At 43.3% G+C, this 25,779-nt stretch carries 23 protein-coding genes and 1 tRNA gene; 12 read left to right on the top strand and 12 right to left on the bottom strand.

The window, feature by feature from the left end:
• Position 1 precedes the first annotated feature (1 nt).
• Complete coding sequence (frdA, locus tag J5X96_RS03675; protein ID WP_209364416.1) at positions 2-1,804, bottom strand: fumarate reductase (quinol) flavoprotein subunit; 1,803 nt, start codon at positions 1,802-1,804, stop codon at positions 2-4.
• 324 nt (positions 1,805-2,128) lie between these two features.
• On the opposite strand from frdA, the gene epmA reads away from it, so the two are divergent.
• The 8 genes from epmA (at position 2,129) to J5X96_RS03635 (ending at position 9,739) form a co-directional block, all read left to right on the top strand.
• Entirely contained in the window at positions 2,129-3,100 is a 972-nt protein-coding gene (gene epmA, locus J5X96_RS03670) for an elongation factor P--(R)-beta-lysine ligase (protein ID WP_209364415.1), read from the top strand.
• 167 nt (positions 3,101-3,267) lie between these two features.
• The gene (locus tag J5X96_RS03665) at positions 3,268-4,422 is read left to right on the top strand and encodes a bifunctional tRNA (adenosine(37)-C2)-methyltransferase TrmG/ribosomal RNA large subunit methyltransferase RlmN (RefSeq protein WP_209364414.1); all 1,155 of its coding nucleotides are present in this window, start codon (positions 3,268-3,270) and stop codon (positions 4,420-4,422) included.
• A gap of 25 nt (positions 4,423-4,447) precedes the next feature.
• A complete protein-coding gene (gene pilW, locus J5X96_RS03660) occupies positions 4,448-5,002 on the top strand; it encodes a type IV pilus biogenesis/stability protein PilW (RefSeq protein WP_209364413.1) in 555 nt (184 codons plus the stop codon).
• 215 nt (positions 5,003-5,217) lie between these two features.
• Positions 5,218-6,195, top strand: a complete 978-nt coding sequence (locus J5X96_RS03655; RefSeq protein WP_209364412.1) for a RodZ family helix-turn-helix domain-containing protein — start codon at positions 5,218-5,220, stop codon at positions 6,193-6,195.
• Between the two features lie 10 nt (positions 6,196-6,205).
• On the top strand, positions 6,206-7,309 hold the full coding sequence (gene ispG / locus J5X96_RS03650) for a flavodoxin-dependent (E)-4-hydroxy-3-methylbut-2-enyl-diphosphate synthase (protein ID WP_209364411.1): 1,104 nt from the start codon (positions 6,206-6,208) through the stop codon (positions 7,307-7,309).
• Between the two features lie 25 nt (positions 7,310-7,334).
• Positions 7,335-8,612 carry a histidine--tRNA ligase gene (gene hisS, locus J5X96_RS03645; protein ID WP_209364410.1) on the top strand — a complete coding sequence of 426 codons (1,278 nt, stop codon included), beginning with the start codon at positions 7,335-7,337 and terminating at the stop codon, positions 8,610-8,612.
• A 9-nt stretch (positions 8,613-8,621) separates the two neighbouring features.
• Complete coding sequence (locus J5X96_RS03640; RefSeq protein ID WP_021615980.1) at positions 8,622-9,236, top strand: YfgM family protein; 615 nt, start codon at positions 8,622-8,624, stop codon at positions 9,234-9,236.
• Positions 9,237-9,286: 50 nt separating this feature from the next.
• Entirely contained in the window at positions 9,287-9,739 is a 453-nt protein-coding gene (locus J5X96_RS03635) for an isoprenylcysteine carboxylmethyltransferase family protein (protein ID WP_209364409.1), read from the top strand.
• 9 nt (positions 9,740-9,748) lie between these two features.
• Here J5X96_RS03635 and hda read toward each other — a convergent pair whose 3' ends face one another.
• The 4 genes from hda to ppiD form a co-directional block, all read right to left on the bottom strand.
• The gene (gene hda / locus J5X96_RS03630) at positions 9,749-10,453 is read right to left on the bottom strand and encodes a DnaA inactivator Hda (RefSeq protein WP_209364408.1); all 705 of its coding nucleotides are present in this window, start codon (positions 10,451-10,453) and stop codon (positions 9,749-9,751) included.
• A gap of 114 nt (positions 10,454-10,567) precedes the next feature.
• On the bottom strand, positions 10,568-11,812 hold the full coding sequence (locus J5X96_RS03625) for an NCS2 family protein (RefSeq protein WP_111295384.1): 1,245 nt from the start codon (positions 11,810-11,812) through the stop codon (positions 10,568-10,570).
• Positions 11,813-11,943: 131 nt separating this feature from the next.
• Positions 11,944-12,570 (bottom strand): uracil phosphoribosyltransferase, encoded by a 627-nt coding sequence (gene upp / locus J5X96_RS03620; RefSeq protein ID WP_006719274.1) that lies wholly within the window; start codon positions 12,568-12,570, stop codon positions 11,944-11,946.
• Between the two features lie 123 nt (positions 12,571-12,693).
• Positions 12,694-14,541, bottom strand: a complete 1,848-nt coding sequence (gene ppiD / locus J5X96_RS03615; RefSeq protein WP_209364407.1) for a peptidylprolyl isomerase — start codon at positions 14,539-14,541, stop codon at positions 12,694-12,696.
• A gap of 144 nt (positions 14,542-14,685) precedes the next feature.
• On the opposite strand from ppiD, the gene J5X96_RS03610 reads away from it, so the two are divergent.
• Positions 14,686-14,780: transfer RNA gene (locus tag J5X96_RS03610), tRNA-Sec, on the top strand.
• A 45-nt stretch (positions 14,781-14,825) separates the two neighbouring features.
• Here J5X96_RS03610 and J5X96_RS03605 read toward each other — a convergent pair.
• From J5X96_RS03605 to J5X96_RS03575, 7 genes are all read right to left on the bottom strand, one after another.
• A complete protein-coding gene (locus J5X96_RS03605; RefSeq protein WP_209364406.1) occupies positions 14,826-15,581 on the bottom strand; it encodes a Nif3-like dinuclear metal center hexameric protein in 756 nt (251 codons plus the stop codon).
• A gap of 209 nt (positions 15,582-15,790) precedes the next feature.
• Positions 15,791-17,764 carry a 2',3'-cyclic-nucleotide 2'-phosphodiesterase gene (cpdB, locus tag J5X96_RS03600; protein ID WP_209364405.1) on the bottom strand — a complete coding sequence of 658 codons (1,974 nt, stop codon included), beginning with the start codon at positions 17,762-17,764 and terminating at the stop codon, positions 15,791-15,793.
• Positions 17,765-18,130: 366 nt separating this feature from the next.
• Positions 18,131-18,985, bottom strand: coding sequence for a cysteine ABC transporter substrate-binding protein (locus J5X96_RS03595; protein WP_209364404.1), 855 nt, complete (start codon positions 18,983-18,985; stop codon positions 18,131-18,133).
• Positions 18,969-19,733 (bottom strand): amino acid ABC transporter ATP-binding protein, encoded by a 765-nt coding sequence (locus J5X96_RS03590; protein WP_209364403.1) that lies wholly within the window; start codon positions 19,731-19,733, stop codon positions 18,969-18,971. Before J5X96_RS03590 ends, J5X96_RS03595 begins: the two co-directional genes overlap by 17 nt.
• A gap of 9 nt (positions 19,734-19,742) precedes the next feature.
• Positions 19,743-20,411: an amino acid ABC transporter permease gene (locus J5X96_RS03585; RefSeq protein ID WP_209364759.1), complete on the bottom strand. Its 669-nt coding sequence runs from the start codon at positions 20,409-20,411 to the stop codon at positions 19,743-19,745.
• Positions 20,401-21,060, bottom strand: coding sequence for an amino acid ABC transporter permease (locus tag J5X96_RS03580; protein WP_209364402.1), 660 nt, complete (start codon positions 21,058-21,060; stop codon positions 20,401-20,403). The genes J5X96_RS03585 and J5X96_RS03580 overlap by 11 nt, the downstream gene beginning before the upstream one ends.
• A 169-nt stretch (positions 21,061-21,229) precedes the next feature.
• A complete protein-coding gene (locus J5X96_RS03575; RefSeq protein WP_209364401.1) occupies positions 21,230-21,811 on the bottom strand; it encodes a TetR/AcrR family transcriptional regulator in 582 nt (193 codons plus the stop codon).
• A 170-nt stretch (positions 21,812-21,981) separates the two neighbouring features.
• On the opposite strand from J5X96_RS03575, the gene J5X96_RS03570 reads away from it, so the two are divergent.
• The 3 genes from J5X96_RS03570 to J5X96_RS09720 are packed head-to-tail and all read left to right on the top strand — an operon-like array spanning position 21,982 to position 25,774.
• The gene (locus tag J5X96_RS03570) at positions 21,982-24,045 is read left to right on the top strand and encodes a TonB-dependent receptor (protein WP_209364400.1); all 2,064 of its coding nucleotides are present in this window, start codon (positions 21,982-21,984) and stop codon (positions 24,043-24,045) included.
• Between the two features lie 3 nt (positions 24,046-24,048).
• Positions 24,049-25,200 carry an ABC transporter ATP-binding protein gene (locus J5X96_RS03565; protein WP_245193477.1) on the top strand — a complete coding sequence of 384 codons (1,152 nt, stop codon included), beginning with the start codon at positions 24,049-24,051 and terminating at the stop codon, positions 25,198-25,200.
• Entirely contained in the window at positions 25,133-25,774 is a 642-nt protein-coding gene (locus J5X96_RS09720) for an ABC transporter ATP-binding protein (RefSeq protein ID WP_245193476.1), read from the top strand. Before J5X96_RS03565 ends, J5X96_RS09720 begins: the two co-directional genes overlap by 68 nt.
• Positions 25,775-25,779: the final 5 nt, after the last annotated feature.

Below are 25,779 nucleotides of genomic sequence, written 5' to 3'. Positions count from 1 at the left end.
ATTACTCCTTACCCGCTTGTTCTTTTGCCTTCGCGGCGGCTTCTGCTGCTTCGGCTTCTGCACCGTAAACACGTTTTGCCGGTTGTGATTTAGTGATTTTCACTGGGCTGTATTCAATGCGTGGCGCACCGTTTTCGTTATAGAACGCCAAGGTATGTTTCAAGTAGTTCACATCATCACGTTCGGTGTAATCCAAACGTTGGTGCGCGCCACGAGACTCTTTACGTTCAATCGCAGAGTTCGCAATAGACTGTGCCACATCCAAAATGTAACCCAACTCAACGGTGTATAATAAGTTGGTATTAAACACGCTGGAACGGTCAGAAACATGAATGCGTTTATAACGTTCTTTGAGTTCAGCAATTTTATCAACGGCTTGTTGCATACTTTCTTGCGTACGATAGATACCGCAGCCTTCTTCCATGGCTTGACCCATTTCATCACGAATTTCAGACCAAGATTCCGTACCTTCTTGAGCGAATAAGTCATTTAAGCGTTTAACGACATCTTGCGCTTGTGCATCAATCGCATTTTGGTTGCCTGATTTGGCTTCGACGGCACGTTGCGCCGCATATTCACCGGCAACGCGACCTAACACCACTAATTCGGCTAAGGAGTTAGAACCTAAACGGTTCGCACCATGTAAACCGGAAGAAGCACATTCACCTACGGCAAATAAGCCTTTAATTCGGGTTTCGCTGTTGAAATCCACTTCGATACCGCCCATGGTGTAGTGTACGACCGGACGCACAGGAATTGGCGCTTTCACCGGATCCACACCTTCATAGGCTTTCGCGAGTTCGCAAATGAATGGTAAACGTTCATGTAAATATTGTTCACCGAGATGACGTAAGTCCAGGTGCACCACATCCACACCTTTGGCAGTTTTTAAGGTATTGCCTTTGCGCCATTCTTGCCAGAACGCTTGGGATACTTTATCGCGCGGGCCTAATTCCATGTATTTGTTTTGTGGTTTACCGATTGGCGTTTCCGGTCCCAAACCGTAGTCTTGTAAATAGCGATAGCCGTCTTTATTGACTAAAATACCACCCTCACCACGACAACCTTCGGTCATTAAAATACCGGTATTCGGCAAGCCGGTTGGGTGATATTGCACGAATTCCATGTCGCGCAATGGCACACCATGGCGATACGCCATTGATAAACCGTCTCCGGTTACAATGCCACCATTCGTATTGAAACGGAAAGCGCGGCAACCACCACCTGTAGCGATTACAACAGCATTAGCATTAATTTGAACTAAAGAACCTTCCATCATGTTCATGGCAACCATACCGCGAGCATGACCATCATCTACTAAAATATCAAGAACGAAGTGTTCATCGAAACGTACAATTTGCGGGTATTGAATAGAAGTTTGGAAGAGCGTATGCAATAAGTGGAAACCGGTTTTATCGGCAGCGAACCAAGTACGTTCGATTTTCATGCCACCGAAACGGCGTACGTTTACGTCACCATCAGCCTTACGACTCCAAGGACATCCCCAACGTTCAAGCTGGGTCATTTCTACCGGTGAGTGTTCCACGAAATATTCGACAACGTCTTGTTCACAAAGCCAGTCACCACCTGCGACGGTGTCCTGAAAGTGTTTGTCATAAGAGTCTTCCTCTTTAATGACCGCCGCTGCCCCCCCTTCTGCCGCAACCGTGTGGCTACGCATTGGATAAACTTTTGAGACTAACGCAATTTTAAGGTTGGGATTAGCTTGCGCTGCAGCAATCGCCGCCCGTAAACCACCGCCACCGGCGCCAACAATGGCGATATCAACATTCACAGTTTGCACGATATTCCTCCAAGTAAAGAAATGACAATAATAAAAACACCAAATAGCTCTTTGGCGCTGTTAGGGTAAGGTCATTTTGCCATTATTTTTTATGATGAAAATCTTTTTTCTCAACTTTGTTACAATTTTGTGATCTACCTCAAAAAAGTTAACGCACGACGCGAATTGTTCATCTTTTGTCTTTAAAATAACAAGTAATTAACAAAGATTTAACTAAAGACCAATAAAAGTGCGGTGAAAAAAGGATTCGTTTATGCATTTTGATTCACTTGCTTTAAAATGCGCAATCACGCTTTCGCAATTATCTTTAATAAAGGGATACCGATGTTTGAACAAACTCAATGGCAACCTAGCGCCTCCATTAAAAATTTGCTAACTCGCGCAAAATTAATTGAAGAAATTCGCCGATTTTTTACCGATCGTGGTTTATTGGAAGTGGAAACGCCGGTGTTGAGCGAATTTGGGGTGACCGATGTGCATCTCGCCACCTTCAGTACAGAATTTATTTCACCGTTTGGTGAGCAGTCGAAAACTCTGTGGCTTTCTACCAGCCCGGAATATCACATGAAACGCTTGCTGGCGGCAGGCAGCGGTCCGATATTTCAAATCGGCAAAGTGTTCCGCAATGAAGAAGCGGGCAATCGACACAACCCTGAATTTACCATGCTGGAATGGTATCGACCGCACTTTGATATGTATCGCTTAATTAACGAGGTAGATGATTTGCTACAACAAATTTTGGAATGTCCGCCGGCAGAAAGCATGAGTTATCAATTTGCGTTCCAACAATATGTTGGCTTGGATCCGTTGTCAGCTGATCTCGCCGAATTGGTGGAAAAAGCCAAAAAACACCAGTTAATGGGTGCAGAAAATGAAAGTCGCGACACCTTACTGCAATTTTTATTTAGTGCGGTCGTCGAGCCGCAAATTGGGCAGGAAGCGCCTGTCGTGGTGTATCATTTTCCGGCAAGTCAGGCGGCTTTAGCGCAAATCAGTTCGGAAGATTTGCGCGTGGCAGAACGCTTTGAGTTTTACTATAAAGGATTGGAACTCGCTAACGGTTTCCACGAATTGTCTGATGCACGCGAGCAATTAAGACGCTTTCAGCAAGATAATCTGCAACGGGAAAAAATGGGGTTACCTGTGCGCGCCATTGATACGCGCTTATTATCCGCCTTGCAGGCAGGCATTCCGAATTGTTCCGGTGTCGCATTAGGTGTGGATCGCTTATTGATGATTGCCATGAGTGCGGAACACATTAAAGAGGTGATCTCTTTTGCCATTGATAACGCCTAGCTTGATCACGCGTAAAAGTGCGGTCATTTTCTGATCGTTTGTATGGCGCATACAAAATCGCTAGATTAATCAAATCGAAATCAGTACAATCGCACCCTTATTTTTCTATTGTTTAAAATATCACCAAAAATTTCGGTATCCGCCGTAATGTGTAATAACGAGGCTCCATGTCAGAACAAACAGTATCAGTGCAAGCTGTTGCCGAACCGGCAAAAAAAGTCAATTTAATGAATTTAACCCGTGCGCAGATGCGTGAGTTTTTTGCCGAATTGGGCGAAAAACCGTTCCGCGCCGATCAGTTGGTGAAATGGATTTACCATTTTGGTGAAGACAATTTCGACAATATGACCAATTTAAATAAAAAGTTACGGGAAAAATTAAAGTCCGTGGCAGAAATTAAAGCACCGGAAGTGGCGGTGGAACAGCGTTCTGCCGATGGCACGATTAAATGGGCGATGCAGGTCGGTGATCAACAAGTGGAAACCGTGTACATTCCGGAAGCGGATCGCGCCACGTTATGTGTTTCTTCACAGGTTGGCTGCGCATTAGCTTGTACTTTTTGTTCGACCGCGCAACAAGGCTTCAACCGCAATTTAACGGTGTCAGAAATTATTGGGCAAGTATGGCGCGCATCGAAAATCATTGGCAATTTTGGGGTAACAGGCGTGCGTCCGATTACCAATGTGGTGATGATGGGTATGGGCGAGCCGTTGTTGAATGTGGCGAATGTGGTACCGGCGATGGAAATTATGTTGGACGATTTCGCTTATGGTTTATCTAAACGCCGTGTGACATTATCCACATCCGGTGTTGTGCCGGCGCTTGATAATTTAAGCAAAATGATCGATGTAGCATTGGCGATTTCCTTGCATGCACCAAACGATGAATTGCGTGATGAAATCGTGCCACTAAACAAAAAATACAATATCAAAACCTTAATTGATTCGGTGAATCGCTATTTAAGCGTTTCTAACGCCAACCATGGCAAAGTGACCATCGAATATGTCATGTTGGATCATGTGAATGATCATGTGGAACACGCCCATCAATTAGCGGAAGTGTTAAAAAATACGCCATGTAAAATCAATTTGATTCCATGGAACCCGTTCCCGGAAGCGCCTTACGCGAAAAGCTCTAATACGCGTATTGACCGTTTCCAAAAAACCTTGATGGAATACGGTTTAACGGTGATTGTGCGTAAAACCCGTGGCGATGACATTGATGCGGCCTGCGGACAATTAGCCGGCGATGTGATTGACCGGACCAAACGTACTGCACAGAAAAAACGTTTTGGCGAGGCGATTGCCGTTCAAGTTCAATGAGTTGATAAGTAAGAGAGGAAAAATTATGCGCCCTATTCAGTTTATCTTTTACCGTTTTGCGATCTTTATTTTTCCTTTTTTACTTTCTGCCTGCGTCAGCCATTCCGACACATCAGATTTTGATAAACAGGCGGCGGCAAAAGCCCGTGTAGAACTGGCATTAGGTTATTTACAACAACAAAACGGTAGCCAAGCGAAATTAAATTTAGATAAAGCCCTTTCTTATGCCCCAAAATACTATTTGGTACACGCTGCGTTAGCCTATTTTTATCAACAACAAGGGGATATGGAACACGCTAAACAAGCGTATTTAACGGCCATTAAATTGGATGATACACAAGGGGATGTCTTGAATAATTTCGGTGCGTTTTTGTGTGCGCAAGGAGAATATCAGGCGGCCTATAAACAATTCACACAGGCATTAAATAGCCCGCAGTATTATCACCAAGCCGACACTTATGAAAACCTGGCACTCTGCGCCTTATCCGCGAAAGATCAGAAAATTTACCAAGAAAATCTGACCGCACTTGAGAAGATCGCACCAGAACGTGCAAAGAGATTCGCTCAATTCACAAAATAGCCTGATAAATTACCGAAAAAGTGCGGTGAATTTTTCCCCTGTTTTTGTTGCTTGTTCATTCGCTTCTTTTCAAGCGTATTTTCCGCCTTTATTTTTTCGCCCAAAATGCTTAACAAATTCTCTCGTGGCACAGAATCACGCTATATAACAGTTGCAAAAGACGCCTGACAACCTTAAACTTTACCTGTTAAATTTTAGTAAAAAAACTTTCGTTTATGAACACACAAGAATGCCAAACCGATTCACCAGAAATAACGCTCGGTGATAAATTTCGTATTGCGCGAGAAGCGTTACACCTTTCTTTGGAAGAGGTCGCTGAAGCTATCGCATTACGCCCATCAATCTTAAAAACTCTTGAAGAAAATCAATTTGTGAATGCAGCCGTTCCGGCGACATTCATGCGAGGTTATGTGCGAAACTATGCTAAATTTTTACGCATTCCGGAATCTGAATGGACAAATTTAGTACATTTTGGTCATGACCAAGAAAATGATTTAGGCAAAAATGCGAGAGCGACACATGCTGTCAATCAATACACATCACATCATCGTTGGATCGGTTATTTAACTGCGCTGGTAGTGCTTATCGTGATCGGTATGACAGGAATGTGGTGGTGGGAAAATCATCAGCATACCAATGAAGAGCGCGATAATTTAGTCAACGCCTACACCCAAACCATGGCAACCACCTCAACACCTGCTGCAGTATCCAATGACAAACCGCAAGATGCTACCGGTGTTATTACCGCAACAGGTTCTACTACGGGCAGCTCAGTAACAAGCGCCCCGACAACGCCATCGGCGAATGAGTCTAGTACACCGGCACCAACTAATGCATTACAAGCGGAAATGGATAAAATCACCGGTATGAAATCGGCATCAACTGCGGAGGCAACCACAGCGCAACAGCCGCAACAACAAAGTGCGGTGGAAAATGCAAGTGTTTCTGCAGCTGCGACAAAAGAGGCTTTATACATTGAAGTTATCGGTAATTGCTGGATCAGTGTGAAAGACAAGAACCGAAAAGTGTTAGCGCAAAAAGAATATAAGCAAGGCGATGTCCTCAATTTCAGCGAAGGTGAACCTTATTCTTTGATTATCGGTGCGCCGGCAAATGTGAAAATTACATATAAAGGCGAAGCTTTCCCGTTAACGGTAGATGGGCGTGTCGCAAAATTTAAATTACCTCAATAATGGGCGAACAATGTTAGAAAAGCCAAAAATTCAGCGTAGAGAATCCACGAAAATTTATGTAGGAAATGTACCCATCGGGGGTGATGCACCGATTGCGGTGCAGTCGATGACCAACACAAGAACGACCGATGTTGAAGCCACGGTCGCGCAAATCAAATCGTTAGAGCGCGTTGGTGCCGATATTGTACGGGTGTCCGTGCCAACCATGGAAGCGGCGGAAGCGTTCAAATTAATTAAACAGCAAGTGAACGTACCGTTAGTCGCTGATATTCATTTTGATTATCGCATTGCGCTGAAAGTCGCTGAATACGGTGTGGACTGCTTGCGTATCAATCCGGGTAATATCGGACGTGAAGATCGTATTCGCGCCGTAGTGGATTGCGCTAAAGATAAAAATATTCCCATTCGTATTGGGGTGAATGCCGGCTCACTGGAAAAAGATATTCAGGAAAAATACGGTGAACCGACGCCACAGGCATTGTTGGAATCGGCATTGCGCCATGTTGAAATTTTAGATCGTTTGAACTTCGATCAATTTAAAGTGAGCGTTAAAGCCTCCGATGTGTATTTGGCAGTGGAATCTTATCGCTTACTCGCCAAGGCGATTAAACAGCCGTTGCATTTGGGTATTACCGAAGCCGGTGGTGCGCGTGCCGGTGCAGTGAAATCTGCCATCGGATTAGGTATGTTATTGGCTGAAGGGATCGGTGACACCCTGCGAGTGTCTTTAGCCGCCGATCCGGTGGAAGAAATCAAAGTGGGCTTTGATATTTTAAAATCACTGCGTATTCGTTCTCGTGGCATTAACTTTATTGCTTGCCCGACCTGTTCTCGTCAGGAATTTGATGTGATTGGCACCGTAAATGCGCTCGAACAACGTTTAGAAGATATTATTACGCCGATGGATGTGTCAATTATCGGCTGTGTCGTCAATGGCCCGGGGGAAGCGTTAGTGTCTGATTTAGGCGTCACCGGCGGCAATAAGAAAAGCGGCTATTATCTTGACGGCGAACGTCAGAAAGAACGTTTTGATAACGATGATTTAATTAATCAATTAGAAGCAAAAATTCGCGCCCGTGTTGCGCAACAAGATCCTAAAAATCGTATTCTTTAATTTTTTATAAACACAGGAAGTTATTGTGGCAAAAACTATTCAGGCAATTCGTGGTATGAACGATTGCTTACCAACAGAAACCCCGCTATGGCAATGGATTGAGAATAAAGTGCGGTCGGTTTTAAGTGCGTATGGTTACGCGGAAATCCGTATGCCAATTGTGGAAAGCACGCCGTTATTCGCCCGCGCTATCGGTGAAGTCACCGATGTGGTGGAAAAAGAAATGTTTACGTTCGATGACCGTGATGAGGAAAGTTTGACTTTGCGTCCGGAAGGCACGGCAGGTTGTGTTCGCGCCGGTATCGAGCACGGTTTGTTGTACAACCAAGAACAACGTTTATGGTATATGGGGCCGATGTTCCGTTATGAACGTCCGCAAAAAGGTCGTTATCGTCAGTTTCATCAAGTGGGCGTAGAGATTTTTGGTATTCCTAATCCGGAAATTGATGCGGAACTTATCGCCTTAACCGCCCGTTTATGGAAGGATTTAGGCATTTTTGACCATGTTACGCTTCAACTTAACTCCATCGGTTCACTAGAGGCGCGCAAAAATTATCGTCAAGCCTTGGTCGATTTTTTACAAAATCACATTGATATTTTAGATGAAGACAGCAAGCGTCGTTTAACCACCAATCCGTTACGGATTTTGGACAGTAAAGATCAACGTGTTCAAGAAGTGCTAAATGATGCACCGAAATTACACGATTATCTTGATGACGATTCCCGCGAACATTTTGCGCAATTATGCGCCTTGCTGGATAGTTTAGGCATTCAGTACGAAATCAATCAAAAATTGGTGCGCGGCTTAGATTATTACAACAAAACCGTATTTGAATGGGTAACTTCCGCTTTAGGCGCACAAGGTACCGTCTGCGGTGGTGGTCGTTACGATGGGTTGGTTGAACAGCTAGGCGGTCATGCCACAAGTGGTGTTGGCTTTGCTATGGGCTTGGAGCGTTTGGTCCTGTTAGTACAGGAAGTGAATACACAGATTACCTTGCCAAGTGCGGTAGATATTTATATCGTTTATCAAGGCGAAGGCACTACCGTGGCCGCCTTTAATTTGGCAGAAAAACTTCGTTCAGAATTACCGCACTTACGTACCCTTTTACACTGCAGCGGCGGGAATTTCAAAAAGCAATTTAAACGAGCCGATAAAAGTGGTGCGAAGTTAGCCTTAGTTATCGGCGAGGATGAAGTGAAAAATCAACAAGTGGTGGTAAAAAACTTGTTGCAACATAGCGAACAAGCCGTTGTGGCATTCAGCGACATCATCAATCATATTCAAAACACATTCAAATAAGGAAACAACATGGCGTATACCATTGAAGAAGAACAAGAACTCAGTGCGATTAAAGCGTGGTGGCAAGAAAACTATAAGTTTATTATTGCTTGTTTTGTGATTGCCTGTGTTGGCGTATTCGGCTGGAACTATTGGCAATCTTATCAGCTACAAAAAATCCACAATGTTTCTGCTGAATACGAGCAAGTGTTGTTTAACTATAAAAAAGATCCACAAGCACAAGAAGCGCAATTTGCTCAATTCATTAAAAATAATGAGAAAACTGCCTACGCGGTGTTAGCCTTGTTAGATAAAGCCAAAATTGCTGTTGAAAAACAAGATTTTACGCAGGCTGAAGAAGCGTTAAAACAGGCTGTGGCGCAATCAACGGATGACATTTTATCTTCTGTAACGGCGTTGCGTTTGGCGGCGGTACAATTCCAGCTTGGACAATTTGATCCGGCGTTAGACAGTTTGAAATTAGTGAAAGATGAGGCTTGGAATGGGGCTAAAAATATCTTAGTTGGCGATATTCAGTTGGCGAAAGGAGATAAGGAGGCTGCGAAAAGCGCTTATCAACAAGCCCAGCAAAATGCCACTCCGTTAGAGCAACAACTCATTCAAGTGCGGTTAAATAATTTATAGTTTTTAAGGCTTGGGAAAACCAAGCCTTTCTTTTAACAATGAGGAATATCATGGCGAATAATCAACGCAAAATCCCTATTCCACCCCCATTAATTTTTGTCTTCTGTGCTTTGCTAATGAAAATCCTCCCACCTGTTTGGCAATTTCCATCTCCATTGTGGTTGGTGATTGTACTTGGCGGAATGGGTTGCGTGATCGGCATGGCGAGCGTCTTACAATTTTTATTCGCTAAAACCACGATTGATCCACTAAAAATCGAAAAAACCTCACAATTAGTGACGAATGGAATTTATCAATACAGTCGTAATCCAATGTATCTAGGCTTAGCCTTTGTTTTATTGGCGTGGAATGCTTACCTTGGCTCGTTGTCAGCTATATTAGGTGTGATACTATTTGTGTGGTATATCACCGAATTTCAAATTAAGCGGGAAGAGGAAAATTTACGAAATATTTTTGGTGATGCATTTACGGCGTACTGCCAACGTACTCGCAGATGGTTGTAACATCCGCTGTTATAACGCCAAAATTTCTTTAACGAAGGGAATCGTTAGTTTACGTTGCGCCTGCAATGAGGCTTGATCGAGTTTTTCTAACGCATTAAACAAGGTTTTCATATCCCGTTCTAAACGTTTGAAGAGAAAATTAGCCGTTTCGTCAGGCAATTCAATGCCGCGCTGATGTGCTGCCAGTTGTAAGACCGTGATTTTTTGTTGATCATTTAACGGCATTAATTGATACACCTCGCCCCATGTGAGACGAGACGCCAAATCCGGTAAATGGACCGATAAATTGGTCGGCGATTGATCCGCGCCGATCACTAAAAGCGTTTTTCCGGTCTCTCTGATTCGATTGATTAAATCGAAAATAGCCACTTCCCAGTCCGGATTACCAATCACTTCTTGTAAATCATCCAAACACACTAATTCTTGTTGCTCTAGATTTTCCAGTACTGCCGGAGAGAAATATTGTGCTTTGTTCAAAGGCACGTATAAGGCAGGGCGCTGATGCGTTAAGTAATGATGACAAATGGCTTTTAATAGATGGCTTTTTCCACAACCACGCTGCCCCCAAAGATAGAAAAAAGGTTGGCTGAGATGGGAAAAGTTTTTTTGCAAGGAGCTGAGCAGAAGCTGATTGTTTTCCGCGTAAAAATTTTCCAGCGTGTCATTATCAAATTGATGAATGGGGAGAGGAAGTTGGAAATGTGGCTCGCTCAAATCAAATACCGAAAATGCTGAAATAAAGTGCGGTAAGAATAAACGAAATTTTTAAAATTAGAAAGTCATTAGCGGATATTTTTCCTTCCTGCTAATGACTGTTACATATGCGTTTTATGCGGCTTCGTTTTTCGCTTTAGGTAATACCAAGTTCAAAATGATGGCAACCACCGCGCAAAGGCTGATTCCTTTTAAGGACACGCCACCAACATCAACGAACATGTTACCGATACCAAATGTCATGACCACAGCAATGATGCAAAGGTTACGTGCCTCGGTGACATCGACTTTGGCGCGGATCAAGGTGCTCATACCGACAACGGCAATGGAACCGAATACCAGCATCATGATACCGCCCATCACGATAGTTGGTATAGTGGATAAAAAGGCACCGACTTTTCCACAGAAGGAAATAGCAATTGCCCAGACGGCCGCCCAAGTCATGATATTTGGATTGAAATTACGGGTGAGCATGACCGCACCGGTCACTTCTGCATAGGTCGTATTTGGTGGACCGCCTAATAAGGAAGCGGCACTGGTTGCAATACCATCACCTAACAAAGTGCGGTGTAACCCCGGTTTTTTGATGAAGTCTTTGCCGGTCACGGAACTAATCGCCATAATGCCACCAACGTGTTCCACAGCGGGCGCAATGGCAATTGGCAGTAAATATAAAATGGCTTCTAATTTAAATTCCGGCGTGGTGATGTTTGGCAAACTAAACCAAGGCGCATCTAAAACGGGTTGGAAATTAATGAGTCCCATGAAAAGGCAGAGAACATAACCGACGGTGATACCGAACATAATTGGGATAAGTTTCATTAAACCTTTGGAGAAGACGGCTACGCACAAGGTTGTGATGAGGGTTACCATAGACACTAAAACAGCATCATTGTATTGGTAAGCGCTATTTTTACCGAGTGCCATATCGACGGCGACCGGCGCTAAGCCCATACCGATGATAATAATCACGGGACCAACGACCACAGGAGGGAAAATGCGTTCTAATGCCGCGGCACCACGCAATTTGACTAATGTACTCAGCGCTAAATAAACCAAACCGGCACAGGCTAAACCGCCCATTGTGGCAGGAATTCCCCAAGTGGCGACACCATATTGAATCGGGGCAATAAAGGCAAAAGAAGAGGCCAAGAAAATCGGCACTTGTTTGCCGGTACAAAGTTGGAATAATAAAGTACCGATACCTGCGGTGAGCAAGGCGGTATTGGCATCTAATCCGGTAATTAACGGTACTAAAACCAATGCACCAAAGGCAACGAATAGCATTTGTAAACCCACAAATGCTTGTTTAACGGAACTCTGTTGCTCCGTAATTGGAGCTTGTGTTGTATGTGTCATGTAAGTTTCAACTCGCTGTCTGAATTAACTTAAAAAGTGCGGTCATTTTTCGAAATGTTTTTGTTTCTTCTTGCCGCAAAAAGGCGGATAAAAATCCGCCTAACGTGTTAATAAAATTTCCGGTTTCAGGATTATTTCGTACCGAAAATTTTATCTCCTGCATCACCTAAACCCGGAATGATATACCCGTTTTCGTTTAAGTGATCATCAATTGCCGCGGTGTATAATTCAATGTCCGGATGCGCTTTTTCTAATGCAGCAAGGCCTTCCGGGGCGGCAACTAATACTAAAACTTTAATGTGTTTGCACCCTTTTTGTTTTAACAAATCGATGGTTGCAATCATAGAACCACCGGTCGCTAACATCGGGTCAACAACGATAGCTAAACGTTCATCTAAATCGCTGGCTAATTTTTGGAAATAAGGTACCGGCTCAAGGGTTTCTTCATTACGGTACATTCCGACAACACTGATACGCGCACTTGGAACATGCTCTAACACCCCATCCATCATGCCCAGACCGGCACGCAAAATCGGTACGACAGTGACTTTTTTACCTTTGATTTGGTCAATCTCAACCGGACCGCACCAACCGTCAATAATGACTTTTTCTGTTTCTAAATCGGATGTCGCTTCATAAGTTAATAGGCTGCCGACTTCGGTGGCTAATTCACGGAATTTTTTCGTGTTAATTTCTGCAGCACGCATTAAACCCAATTTGTGTTTCACCAATGGATGTTTGACTTCGACTAATTTCATTTTTTATCTCCTTCATGTTAAACGGTTCACCACGAAAAGAATCGGGATGAGTACATTAAAGCATACGGTTTCTTAAATTTAGCTCAAAAATAATGCCTATGACATCATAGGCATTACGCTTGATTATTGCTCTTGGTTAATAAATGCGTCGTTTATCTCAATTTTCGCTTTGGCACGTAGCGCATTTAATAAGCTATTTTGCAAACTGATGCGGTCGGTTTGTTCTAATTGTGCTGCAAATTGTTTTTTCTCTGAGGCAGTTAACTTACCGTCCTCGACACTATCCAACGCCACAATCACTACGCCACCTTCTGCGTTTTTAGCGGCCTTATAAGTCACGCTGCCATCAGCCGGTTTTTTCATTGAGAAAATAACGTCTCCAAGGACAGGATCTTTCGTTTCGGCAAAAACCCATGTTTGTGCTTCACCAAAATTTAATCCATCTACGGCTTTCCCAGCCGTCAAATCTTGTACAAACTTATCCGCCTGTGCTAACACAATGTCTTCAGCTTTTTGGTGTTTTAATGTTGCTGCGATTTCGCCCTTCATATCCTCCAAGGATCGGGTGGACTGAGGTTTATGATCAAGCACTCTAACCACTAAAGAATGTTGCTCGCCTACACTCATCGGCTCAGAATTGCTACCGCCTTGAGAAAGATCAGAATCAAAAATTGCCGACGTGACATTCGGATAATTTAATTCTGACGGCACATCCTTACGAGAAAAATAGCCGGTTTCCTGAACTTTTACGCCAGCCTCATCTGCAGCAGCTTTTAATGAAGACGCATCTTCAAAAGCTTTATCCGCTACGCGTTTTTCAATAGAAAAGAATTGGTTACCCATTAAATTTTGACGAATTTGTGCAGCGATTTCGGCTTTCACCTCGTCTAAAGGTAACACTTTCGCAGGTTTGCGTTCTTTCACTAAAATAATATGGTAATTGCCATCCACTTTTATCGGTTGGCTATATTTTCCAACCTCTAACGCATTTGCTGCCTCTTCAAAAACGGCTGGAAATTCACCCGCACTTACCCAACTTAAATCACCGCCCTTTTCTGAACTGGTTGGATCGATAGAGTGATTTTTCGCTAACTCCTCAAAGACAGCCCCTTGTTGTAATTGATGATATAAATCCTGCGCTTGTTGCTCAGTTTTTACTTGAATATGGGCTAAATGTTGCTGACCTTGTGTCGTAAATTGCGCTTTATTATCTTGATAATACTGTGCAATTTCTACATCAGTCACATTCATATTTTTTTCCATGTTCGCACCGGATAAATCAAGATATTGCACCTTAACCTGTTCCGGAAGGGTAAATTCCGCTTTATGTGCCTCATAGTAAGCTTGGATTTCCTCACCGGTTACGCTTTGTTTCTCAATTTCATCCAAAAGCGATAACTTCGCAAAACGCACTTGACGACGTTGGAAAAATAATTTTTCCAATGCTTCCTGTTGCACCGGAACACTGAACATCGTGGCTGCCAACGCATTTTGAAGCTGTTCTAAACGCAGCGCTTCTCGTACATAGCCGGCATAGGTTTCAGCGGAAATGCCATTACTTTGTAGCATTTGCTGATAGAGGGTATTGTCAAATTTTCCGTTATTTTGGAAAGACGGTGTCGTCACGATCTCTTGTTTAACACGGTCGTCACTGACACCTAATTTAAGATCATTCGCATATTGGCGTAATAATTCTTGGTTAATTAAAGACGCTAAAATTTGTGTTTTGAGCTGAGTGATTTGCGCCGGCGAATCGGCATCTTGCGGGCTTAAATTACGGGAGGCAGCATTATATTGATTTTGAAACGTGTGCTGTGAAATCTCTTCTCCATTGACTTTTGCCGCAGAATTATCAACGCGGGTATAAAGATAGCCTGCCATCGAACTGATAACAAATGTGACAGTAATAAAACCAAAAAGAAACTTAGAAGCCCAGCTGGTTGAAGCTCCGTGTAGTTTTTCCATTACCATGAAATGTATCCTATAAAAATAAAGCAAAAAATCCTTGCGATTATAATCTAAAGCACTATTTCCCGCACTAACAAAAGTAAATTTTTTACCATTTCTCTTGAAACACCTCGGCTTTTACGCTAAAGTTCGCACGATTTTTTAAAGGGAAGATCGTCGTTTCCGGTGAAGCGGCAGGACTTCAAATCCTGTTGAGGCTGCCAGCAGTCTCGGGTAGGTTCAACTCCTACGATCTTCCGCCAATGCCTCTTACCTTTATCTTGCCTTCTTATTAAAAGCGCCGCATTTTACGCTGGATTATCTATATCCTTAAATTCAACATCCAATCCGTATTCTTTCGCTAACCATTCTCCCAAGGCTTTGACCCCATACCGCTCGGTCGCATGATGACCAGCCGCAAAAAAATGGATGCCCTGTTCTCTTGCACTATGGATGGTTTGTTCAGACACTTCACCGGTAATAAAAGCATCACAGCCTTGTTGTACGGCAAGATCGATATAACCTTGTCCGCCACCGGTACAAAGCCCAATTTTATGAATAAAGTGCGGTCCGTTTTCGATACAAATTAACGGCTGACGATGTAATACTTGTGCAATCCGCTCAGCAAATTGTTCGCCTGTTAAAGGATGTTTTAAATTTCCCCATATAGGAATACTGGTTGCCCCTTGTTCTAACGGTTGCAAATTTTCAATGCCTAATAACGCTGCAAGTTGTGCATTGTTACCTAATTCAGGATGAACATCCAAAGGCAAGTGATACGCATATAAATTGATTCCATGGGTTAGCAACGTACGAATCCGATTGCCTTTCATGCCACGAATACAAGGATCTTCGTTTTTCCAAAAATAGCCGTGATGCACCAGCAAGGCATCGGCGTTTTGTGCTACCGCATAGTCAATCAACGCTTGGCTGGCGGTTACTCCTGTGATGATATTCCGAATTTCTGATTTGCCTTCAACTTGAAGTCCATTGGGGCAATAGTCGGCAATCAATCGGCTATTTAATTTTTGATTCAGTTGTTTTTCGAGCGCAAGGTTATGCATAAATGTATCTCTAAAAAGAAGAAAGAAAGCTTTAATAGTAAAGCTTTTGAGGGGGAATAAGAAGAAAAAAATGGCTAGTACAAATATCTTTCAAAAAGACGTGGGGGAGTTTTTGTACTAGCCCTGTGTTTAAGTATGACGACAATCTTAACATTAAACAAACAATTTCATTATATACTTAAATATATAATGATCAAGTTTAATTTCGATTATTTCGTCAAATCAATTTGATATACCGCAAAGCCCACTTCATCCGTACCCACCTGTTTCATTGGGTATTGGGCGTTTTCTTTAATAAATTGTGCCGCCTGTTCACTTGGTGACGTTTCAAAGCGGACATCTAATTTATCGTTGCCTTTAATCGGCACGAAGCGCCAGTTTTTGTCGGCACTTGGATTCACTGCGCCGTCTTTTTCACTGGTAGCTTTGATGTAATCTGCCAACACTTGACGGTTTTCATCCGGCGCGGCGTAAACAATATGCTTGTCGCCGGTGCCCGGGAATTTATTACCATAAGCACGGTAGTTATTGGTCGCGATTAAGAATTCCGCTTTCGGATCCACCGGTTTGCCTTGGTAAGTCAGATTCACCACGCGGTGGGCATCTGGATTGATTAACTTGCACTCGCCGTCATAACGTGGCGGTTGAGTTAAATCGTATTCGTAATTGATACCGTCGATCACATCGAAGTTATAGGTGCGGAAGCCTTCCCAATCCAATAACGATTGTGGTTTATCACTCGCCGGATCGATTTGCTTAAACATCCCCGCGCTGCATTCCAACCATTCTTTCAGCTGTTCGCCGCTGACTTTCACCACGACCAAGGTATTCGGATACAAATACAAATCCGCCGCATTGCGGAACGTTAACTCGCCTTTGTTCACTTCGGTGTAGCCTGTCGGATCATTTTTACGTCCGCCCGCTTTAAACGGTGCGCCCGCACTTAAAATCGGCAAACCCGCCATTGCCGGTACGCTTGGGGCAACTTTTTCTACATAAGCTTTTTGCGCTTGGTTAACAATTTGAATAGTTGGGTCATCTTGCACCAATGCCAAATAGCTATACATATTGTCGGTCGCTTTACCAATCGGCTGTGCCACGAATTTACGGGTCGCTTCATGGGTTTCTTTTAAAAGTGCGGTCATTTCCGGGTCATTTTCTGCCAACGCCTTTTTGTTTTCCGCATCATAAATCGGACGCAATACCGCTTTGCCATCGGTCACAATCCATTTGCCGTTATGCTCGCTCAACACTAAATCTACGACACTGATATTGTTCGCCCAATAGCCCGCCATACTTTCCGGCACGCCTTTTACGGTGCCCTTGGCAATATCCGCATTTGGTGATTTGGCAAATTCTTTATTCGGGAACAAGCGGTGGGAGTGACCGAAAATCACCGCGTCAATGTGCGGCACATCCGCAAGATAGAACGCGGAGTTTTCTGCGCCCTCATGATACGGCTCGTCGGATGGGCCGGTATGCGCCAACGCCACGATAATATCCGCGCCTTTTTTCTTCATTTCCGGTACATACTTTTGCGCACTTTTTACAATGTCGCGGGTTTCCACTTTGCCCGTTAAATTGGCTTTATCCCACACCATAATTTGCGGCGGCACAAAACCGATATAACCGATTTTTAGCTTATGTGACTTGCCTTTATTGTCCACCACTGTTTTTTCCTGAATCACATAAGGCGTGTAATAAGGCTCCTCTGTTCCCACTTTCACTACGTTGGCGTTTACTATCGGGAACTTCGCCTGTTTGATGGCATCAGCCAAATAATCCAAACCGTAGTTAAACTCGTGGTTACCCAATGTTCCCACTTCATAATGCATGGCATTCAAGCAATCCACCGCCGGGTTTGATTTGCCTTCTTTATAGCCTACTGCCGCTTGATAATCGGCAATCGGGTTGCCTTGAATTAAATCGCCGTTATCCACCAACACGCTGTTTTTCACTTCCGCACGGGCTTGACGAATCAAACTTGCCGCACGGGTAAAACCGAATTTCTCTGTCGGTGCGTCTTTGTAATAGTCAAAATCCGTCAAAAAACTATGAATATCGGTAGTACCGATAATGCGTAAATCGACTTGATTATCGCTTTTCGCGAACGCCATGCGATTACAACTGAGCGCCAGCACGCTGGTCGCGCCAATTTGAATAAAACGTCTTCTGTTCATCATAATAAATGCCTCCTGTTAGGTAATTAGTGGGGTTATTGTAAAAGAAATTAAGCGCGGGGTAAAAGGCAAGCGATATATCAATCTCACTCACCTGGTTGTGGTATGAAGATCACCGCTCACCAAGTACAACCGCAAAAAACACCTAACACCGTAAATACTGTTGTAGCTGCGCGACTGAAGTGCGGTCAGTGTTGGATGAATTTTGGGATGAATTGGCAGAAGGAAAAATAAACGTAAAAGGGCATTCAAAATGAAAAACGACTGTGATTGAATCACCAAAATTTGGCTACCCAAAAGGTTGTTACGCTTGAACAAACAACAACGCCCTGTTTTCACATAACAGAGCGTTTTCATGAAGGCATTTAGTTATTTATACTCAACCACGACATCTGCTTCCGTAATGGCATCGCCATAAATAGGCTTTAAAGTTTTTTCGTAGGCTTGCTTTAACACGCCTTGTTTACCTAGTTTTTCAATTTCAGCATTTAACCAGTTCAACAATTCGGTATCCCCTTTTCTCACTGCCGGCGCAATGAAATCTTGATCACCTAAGTTTTTTACGCCTACCGTAAAGCCCGAATTTTCTTTCGCCCACGCGAACAATAATGTGTTGTCATGAGCAAGCGCATCGCCACGACCGTCACGTAAAGCTTCGAAGGTTTCGGTATTTTGCTCAAATTTCAACAGTTTGATATCAGGATAATTTTTAGTGAAATAAGCGTCTGCCGTGGTACCTTTGTTGATTAATAAGGTTTTACCTTTTAATTGATTTACATCGGTAATCACTGCGCCATCTTTCGAGACCACTCCCAATGCCACTTTCATGTAAGGTTTAGCAAAATCAACTACTTCTGCACGCGCTGGGGTGACAGTAAAATTAGCAAGAATAATATCCACTTTATTGGAAGTAAGATATTCCACGCGGTTGGCCGCTTCAACTAACACATATTCCGCTTTATTTTCATCACCCAATAAATCTTTGGTGATAGCTTTGGCAATCTCCACGTCAAATCCTTGGCTTTTGCCTTGACTGTCCACATAGCCGAATGGCAGTTTGTCACTGAATACGCCGATACGCACTTTGCCGGCTTGTTTGAGTTGCTCAATCGTTGATGAAGCCGCCGATTCCGTTTTGCCCTCTTTATCGTTGCAAGCGGTTAGGCCCATTGCCAATAATGCGGTGGCGAAAAGTGCGGTCACTTTTTTAAATGTTTTGTTCATAGTTAACTCCTCTTGGTTCGTAATTTAAAATGTTAAGAAAGGTTTTCGCACGGTCGGTTTGCGGATTAGTGAAGAAATCCGATGGCGAAGCCTGTTCAACGATTTGTCCTTTATCCATAAACACAATGCGATTCGCCACTTGGCGGGCAAAAGACATTTCATGGGTCACGATAAGCATCGTCATGCCGTCTTTCGCTAAGCCTAAAATCACATCCAACACTTCACGCACCATTTCTGGGTCAAGTGCGGCGGTAACTTCGTCAAACAGCATAATGTCAGGATTCATACACAAAGAACGCACAATGGCTATGCGTTGTTTCTGTCCACCCGATAACTCGCGCGGATAGGCATTTTTACGCTCAAACAGCCCAACCCGCTTCAACAACATATCGGCTTGAGCTTCCACCTGGGCACGTTGGCGTTTCTGCACTTTGAGCGGACCAAGCAAAATATTGTCAATGACCGACATATGCGGAAATAATTCATAGCTTTGGAACACCATGCCGATATGTTGACGAACCTTCACCCAAGGCAAGTCTTTACCCAACGCGCCTTCATTTTGCAAAATTAATTGACCGCTTTTTATCTCTTCTAAGCCGTTAATGCAACGTAAGAGCGTACTTTTACCACAGCCTGACGGGCCTAAAATCACCACCACTTCGCCTTTTTTAACGGATAAATTAATATCATTTAATGCGAGGGTGTCGCCGTAATATTTCACTAAATTTTTAATTTCTAATAAGGGCATACACACCTTCTATTTTTCCCAATAGGTTTCTAAATAACGTGAAAATAAGGATAACGGATAGCAAATCACAAAATATAACAAGAAAATCACACCATAAATCCACAAGGCAGCGGAAGGTTCCGCAAACAGAGAGGTTTCAATAATCTGCTGCCCGACTTTAATCACTTCCAATACACCGATTAACATGGCAAGAGAGCTGGTTTTCACCATGCGGGTAAATAAGTTGATCGCACTTGGTGTGACACGTTTTAAACTTTGTGGCAATAAAATATAACGAAAAGTCTGTAGCGACGTTAAACCTAACGCATGGGCGGATTCTACTTGATGTTTTTCAATAGAAGTTAATGCGCCTCGCACCAAATCGCCCATTTCCGCCGTGCCCCAAAAAATGAAGACAAAAATACATACGGTAACGCCATCAATATGCGTATTGAACCATTTCGCCACGCCAAAATAGGTAATAAAAAGTAGGACCAACAAAGGAATAATACGGACAAATTCCAAATAAAAGCGGCAAAGGGCGCGAATGACCCGGTTCTTGTTTGTCATTAATAAACCGAGAATTACACCAAGAACACAAGCGAAAAAAACGGAAACAAAGGCAATTTTGGCCGTCACCCATAATCCGCCCAGTAATCGCTCAAAGTTGCTCCCTTCAAATAACATATTAAGCCCCATATTTTGCTCTCCGTGTACGGCGTTCCAAATATGCAACAAATAAAGACACCGGCAATAAAATCATTAAATAAAATACGACCAATAAAAATAGAGCTTCATTCGTTTTGTAATCCATGCCAATAATTTCCTTTGCCATAAACATCAACTCAGCAATGGCAATCGCACTCACCACGGAAGTTTCTTTCATTAAAAATAAGCAATTGGCCCCAATGGCCGGCATGGCGATAGCAAAGGCTTGAGGGAATAATACGTAACGAAAGGCCTGTACCGGGGTCAATCCTAAACTTAAAGCGGATTCCAACTGTCCACGAGAAATGGCTTCCAAACCACCTCGAATAGCTTCCGCCATATAACTGCCGCCTAAAAAAGCCAAACCGATGATAGCGCAAGTAAAGCCATCCAGTTTGAGCCCGACTTTAGATAAGCCAAAATACAAAAAGAAAACCTGAATTAATAAAGGTGTATTGCGGGAAAGTTCAATATAAAATTTCACAATGGGATTGAGCATACGCACTTTATATGTCGTCACAATGGCGCAGAAAAAACCGATGAACAACGAAAGGACAATCGCCCAAAAAGAAAGCTGCAACGTTATCCAAGTCGCATCAATAAAACGTGGTAATGTGTTCCAGATATATTGCCAATTCATATGTAATTCAAAACGAAACAAGATTTTCGTGCATTATAAAAAAAAGACAATTTTTTAAGGAAAGAACGGTTTTTTATATGTTATAACCAGAAATCATGGCGAACGATGCCTGATGTCGTCATTCTCCATGCCAAGTGCGGTCTGTTTTTGAAATGTTTTACTCAAAGAATCAGGCAGCGTTTTTCTGATAGGCAATGCCATGCATAAAAAGCTGTAACACATCTTTAAAGAGCTGCTGTTCTTTGCCGGCATAATGTTGTTGTAAGACGGAAGAGTGAATCATTTCATCCATTTTTTGGATCAACACATCAATTAAAATCACAGGAAAATCATCACGTACGCTTTTGCGTTGTTGTAACGTGCTGAAAAAATAGTGCATATAGTGATATTTTTCCTGTGCCATTTGCCGAAAAAAAGTCTGTAAGGTTTCATCTTGATCATGATTTAAATCATGTAATACGGCGGTGGAATACAACGTTGCCATGGATTCTTGCTGCATCGTCAAAATCTGCTGGATCACCGTGGCTAAATCTGCCTCTGTGGCTAACAGTCTGTCAAATTCCCGCCGCATATTATTTTTTTGTTCTTCAAAAATACATTTCACTAAATCTTGCTTGGTAGGGAAATATTTATAAAACGTCACTCGACTCACCCCCGCCGCCCGACAAATTTCGGCGACAGAGGTTAATCTCCAGCCTTGTTGATAAAACAGTTCAGTGGCAACCTGTTTCAAAAAAATATCTTTTTTCATGGTTCGCTCCTTAAGGGGCAATAACATAGCCGAAAGCCTTTAATTGTCAAATGTCAAATTTGAGAAAAATTCTTATTTACTTTCCTGTTGTGATTATGTTAGGTTTACATTATTAATCAGTTAATGCAAAAAGTGTAAACTTTAAATCAAAATAAAGCCTAGGAGAACCCATGAACAAGTTATCCCCACGACTCAGCCTCATTAGCCTTTGCCTGATAAGTGCCTATTCTTTTTATAGCCATGCCGAAGAAAGTCATCAGACCACAGTACTAGACGAAATCACTGTGACCGGTGAAAAATTCGAGCGTAGTCAATCTTCGACTGGTTCAAGCACCTCCGTGGTAACCGCCGAACAACTCAAACGAGAAGCCAATTTACTGTCTGCGACCCAATTATTAAAACGCGATGTGAATATTTTAGACACCGGCTTGGGCAATGACTTACCCACTGTGCGTGGCGTTGACGGGTCCGGCCCGGCGGTAGGTGCGGTGGCATTTTTTGCCGGTTCACGCCCAAGACTAAATATGCAAATTGACGGTAGAACGTCCAGCTATAACGAACTGGCATTCGGTACAAAATCCCTCTGGGATATGAAACAGGTGGAAATCTACCGTGGGGCGCAAAGCTATGCCCAAGGGCGTAACGCCATTGCCGGTGCGGTGGTCATGACCAGCAATGACCCAACGCAAGAATGGGAAGGCGCTGCGAAATTGCATATGGGGAATCATCGATTGGCGCAAACAGCAGCCCTGATTTCAGGCCCGGTGGTGAAAGACGAATTGGCGTTTCGTTTAAGCGTAGATCATCAACAACGAGAAACGGCTGTGGATTTACCGCATTATGATCCCGTCGGTAACCCACGTTGGTTTAAAGCCACCAATACCCGCGCCAAATTACTGTGGACGCCGTCTGCCCTGCCGGATCTCTATAGCCGTTTAACATTCAATCATTTAAACGCACGAGCGCCACAAAGCGAAACAGAGTTACAACCTAATTCACCACGTTACACGCCTGAACGCCCGGTATTCCAAACGCGCTCTGCCAGCACTATTTGGGACATTGGTTATCAACTCTCAGAGCATTGGAAATGGGAAAATAAATTGGTTTATACCCACTTTATTCACGATAGAAAAACAACTTCGCCATTCAACACCGCATTGCCGCCAAATCGTCGAGGTGTTCCGGCTCGCGTTGATGGTAATGAATTCCAAATTGAACCCATTGTAAAATACGAAAGCGAAAAATACCGTGGTTTATTCGGTTTGTTCTATTTCAATGCGAAACAAGATGAAAGTGTTACGATGCTCAACGGGCGCATTGCTCGCACGCCGATTACGACAAATTTTAATGATAAAACGAAAACCAAGGCGGCCTTTGGTGAAATTACCTTTACGCCGGATATTCCGTTTGAATTGACGCTTTCTGCTCGCTATGAACAGGAACATCATCAACGTAAAGGCAAGAGTGCGATGTTTTCCATCAATCGGGATAAAAAATACAATGTCTTCCTGCCAAAAGCAGACATTGCATGGAAAGTTAACGACGATCAACGCTTAGGCTTTAAAGTAGGCAAAGGTTACAACCCGGGCGGTGCCGGTGTGACTTTCGGTGTGCCGTACACCAGCTATGAATATGACGCGGAATATGTCTGGAACTACGAACTTTATCATCGTTGGACATCCGCAGATAAACGCCTACGCATTAACAGCAACCTATTCTATAACGACTACAAAGACATGCAGTTACCGTTCACCCTTGGTCCAAATTCCATCGTGATCCGCAATGCCGATAAAGTCATTACCTATGGTGCGGAAATCAATACCGAATGGCAGGCCACGGAGAAACTGGCACTTAACGCAGGCATTGGGATGTTAAAAACCGATATCAAACGTTATCCAAACAGCGGCATTGAAGGGAATAAACTTGCTCGCGCACCAAGTTTTAGTGGAAAAGTGGGAGCCAATTATCGTCTTCTTGACCACCTAGAAATTGGCACTAATTACAGCTATAACAGTAGTTATTATTCCACTGCCGACAACTTAGCCAATGGTAAAGTAGGGCATTATGACCAACTTGATGTTTATTTAGCGTACGACTTTAAGCACGCCAGAATCACGCTTTATGCCGACAACGTGCTTAACTCACGCAAAGATATCTTACTCGTACCGCGCTCTGGCGACATTACTCGTCAGCCGGAACGTCAAATTGGACTATCCACCGAGTTAAGATTTTAAGCAATGAGTCAGCAACACCAACAAATTTGCCAACCTGTTGCCGCGCAATTACGCGCCTCAATGTGGTTGGCAACCTTCGCGCAAGGCTTAAAAATCGGGATTTGGCTTTTGATGGTCCACATTGTGTTCACCGTCAGCCAATCTCTTACGTTTCCTTATTGGCAGATTTTTGCGCTGCTTGCCACGTCCATTTTGTATTACACCTGCAAAATTAAAGCACACGACAAATCTCATTATGCGGCCTTTGAATTGGAAAAAATGCTACGCCAACAGCTTGCGAAAAAAATCAGTCAATTATCGTTAGGCAAAGTCAATGAAATCGGTTCAGGCGGTTTAACCAAAGTGCTGTGCGATGACGTAAACGAATTACACACCTTTGTTGCCGATGCACCGCCCCTTAAAGCAGAGGCTTATTCCACACCGATTTTCGTGTTGGCGGCATTATTTTGGTTAAATTGGCAAATGGCATTGGCTGTGGTGATTTTCCTTGTCGTGTTGTTTACGATTCTGCAACGTTTAATGCAAAAAAGTCGGTTGAATTATCGTGATTACGGTGCTGCCGTGAGCCGAATCAATAGCGCGATTATTGAATATATTCAAGGCATGAGCACGATTCGTACCTTCGATGCGGGACAAAGTTCGTACAGCCGTTTTAGCACCGCATTGGAAAATTTTAATCAGGTTATATTCGCTTTTTTAGCCAAAGTGGGCGCACCAACACGCCTTGCTCGTTCGCTTTTTACACCAATGCCGATTATGCTGTTTTTGATCGTGTTGGGCGTGTATTTACACTCGCTTGCGCTGCTTTCCACCTTTGGCTTTTTTGCCTTTTTAGTATTAGCCGCCTGGTTAATTGAAACCATGCATCCATACATGGGACTGTTTCATTTGTTGGAACGTTCCCGCGCCGCCATTGAACGCATTAACGAAATCAAAACGTTGGAAAATGCCACCGCACTTTTGCCGCTACAAACGCCGAAGGGGTATGCTGTTCAATTTGAACAGGTCAATTTCAGCTATGATGCCGACAAAGCAACAGTGAAAAATATCGACTTCAGCGTACCGCAAAATAGTTTTACTGCCATTATTGGCACTTCAGGCTCCGGAAAAAACCACTTTACTCAATTTGCTGTTGCGTTTTTGGGATGTCGATAGCGTAAAAATCACCTTAGGTGGTGCGGATATTCGTCATATGGAACAGGATCAACTCATGAAATATTGTTCGGTCGTATTTCAGGATAATTTCTTATTTTCTTGCTCTATTGCCGAAAACATCGCTTACGGCATAGAAAATGTGACGGAAGAAGCCATTATCAATGCCGCCAAACAAGCCCGTATTCATGACTTTATTATGACCTTGCCGGAGCAATATCAAACGAAAGTGGGTGAACGCGGACAATTATTGTCAGGCGGACAAAAACAACGTATCAGTATAGCCCGAGCCTTTTTACAAAATCGCCCGATTTTATTGTTAGACGAACCCACTGCCTTTTCCGATGTGAAAAACGAGGCGGATTTAATGCAGGCATTTCATGCGCTGATGCAAAATAAAACAGTGATCATGGTGGCGCATCGCCTGTCTAGCATTACCCAAGCCGATCAAATTATTTATTTAGAGAACGGCAAAATCATTGCTCAAGGAAATCACCAAGCCTTGTTGCAAACCAATGTCGCCTATCAAACCCTTTGGGCAGAATATCAACAGGCAAAATCTTGGACGATACATTAGAGAAT

Source organism: Aggregatibacter sp. 2125159857 (assembly GCF_017798005.1).
GTDB lineage: Bacteria > Pseudomonadota > Gammaproteobacteria > Enterobacterales > Pasteurellaceae > Aggregatibacter.
The sequence above is the reverse complement of the archived record's forward strand: the minus strand, read 5'-3'. Positions and strand labels throughout refer to the sequence as shown.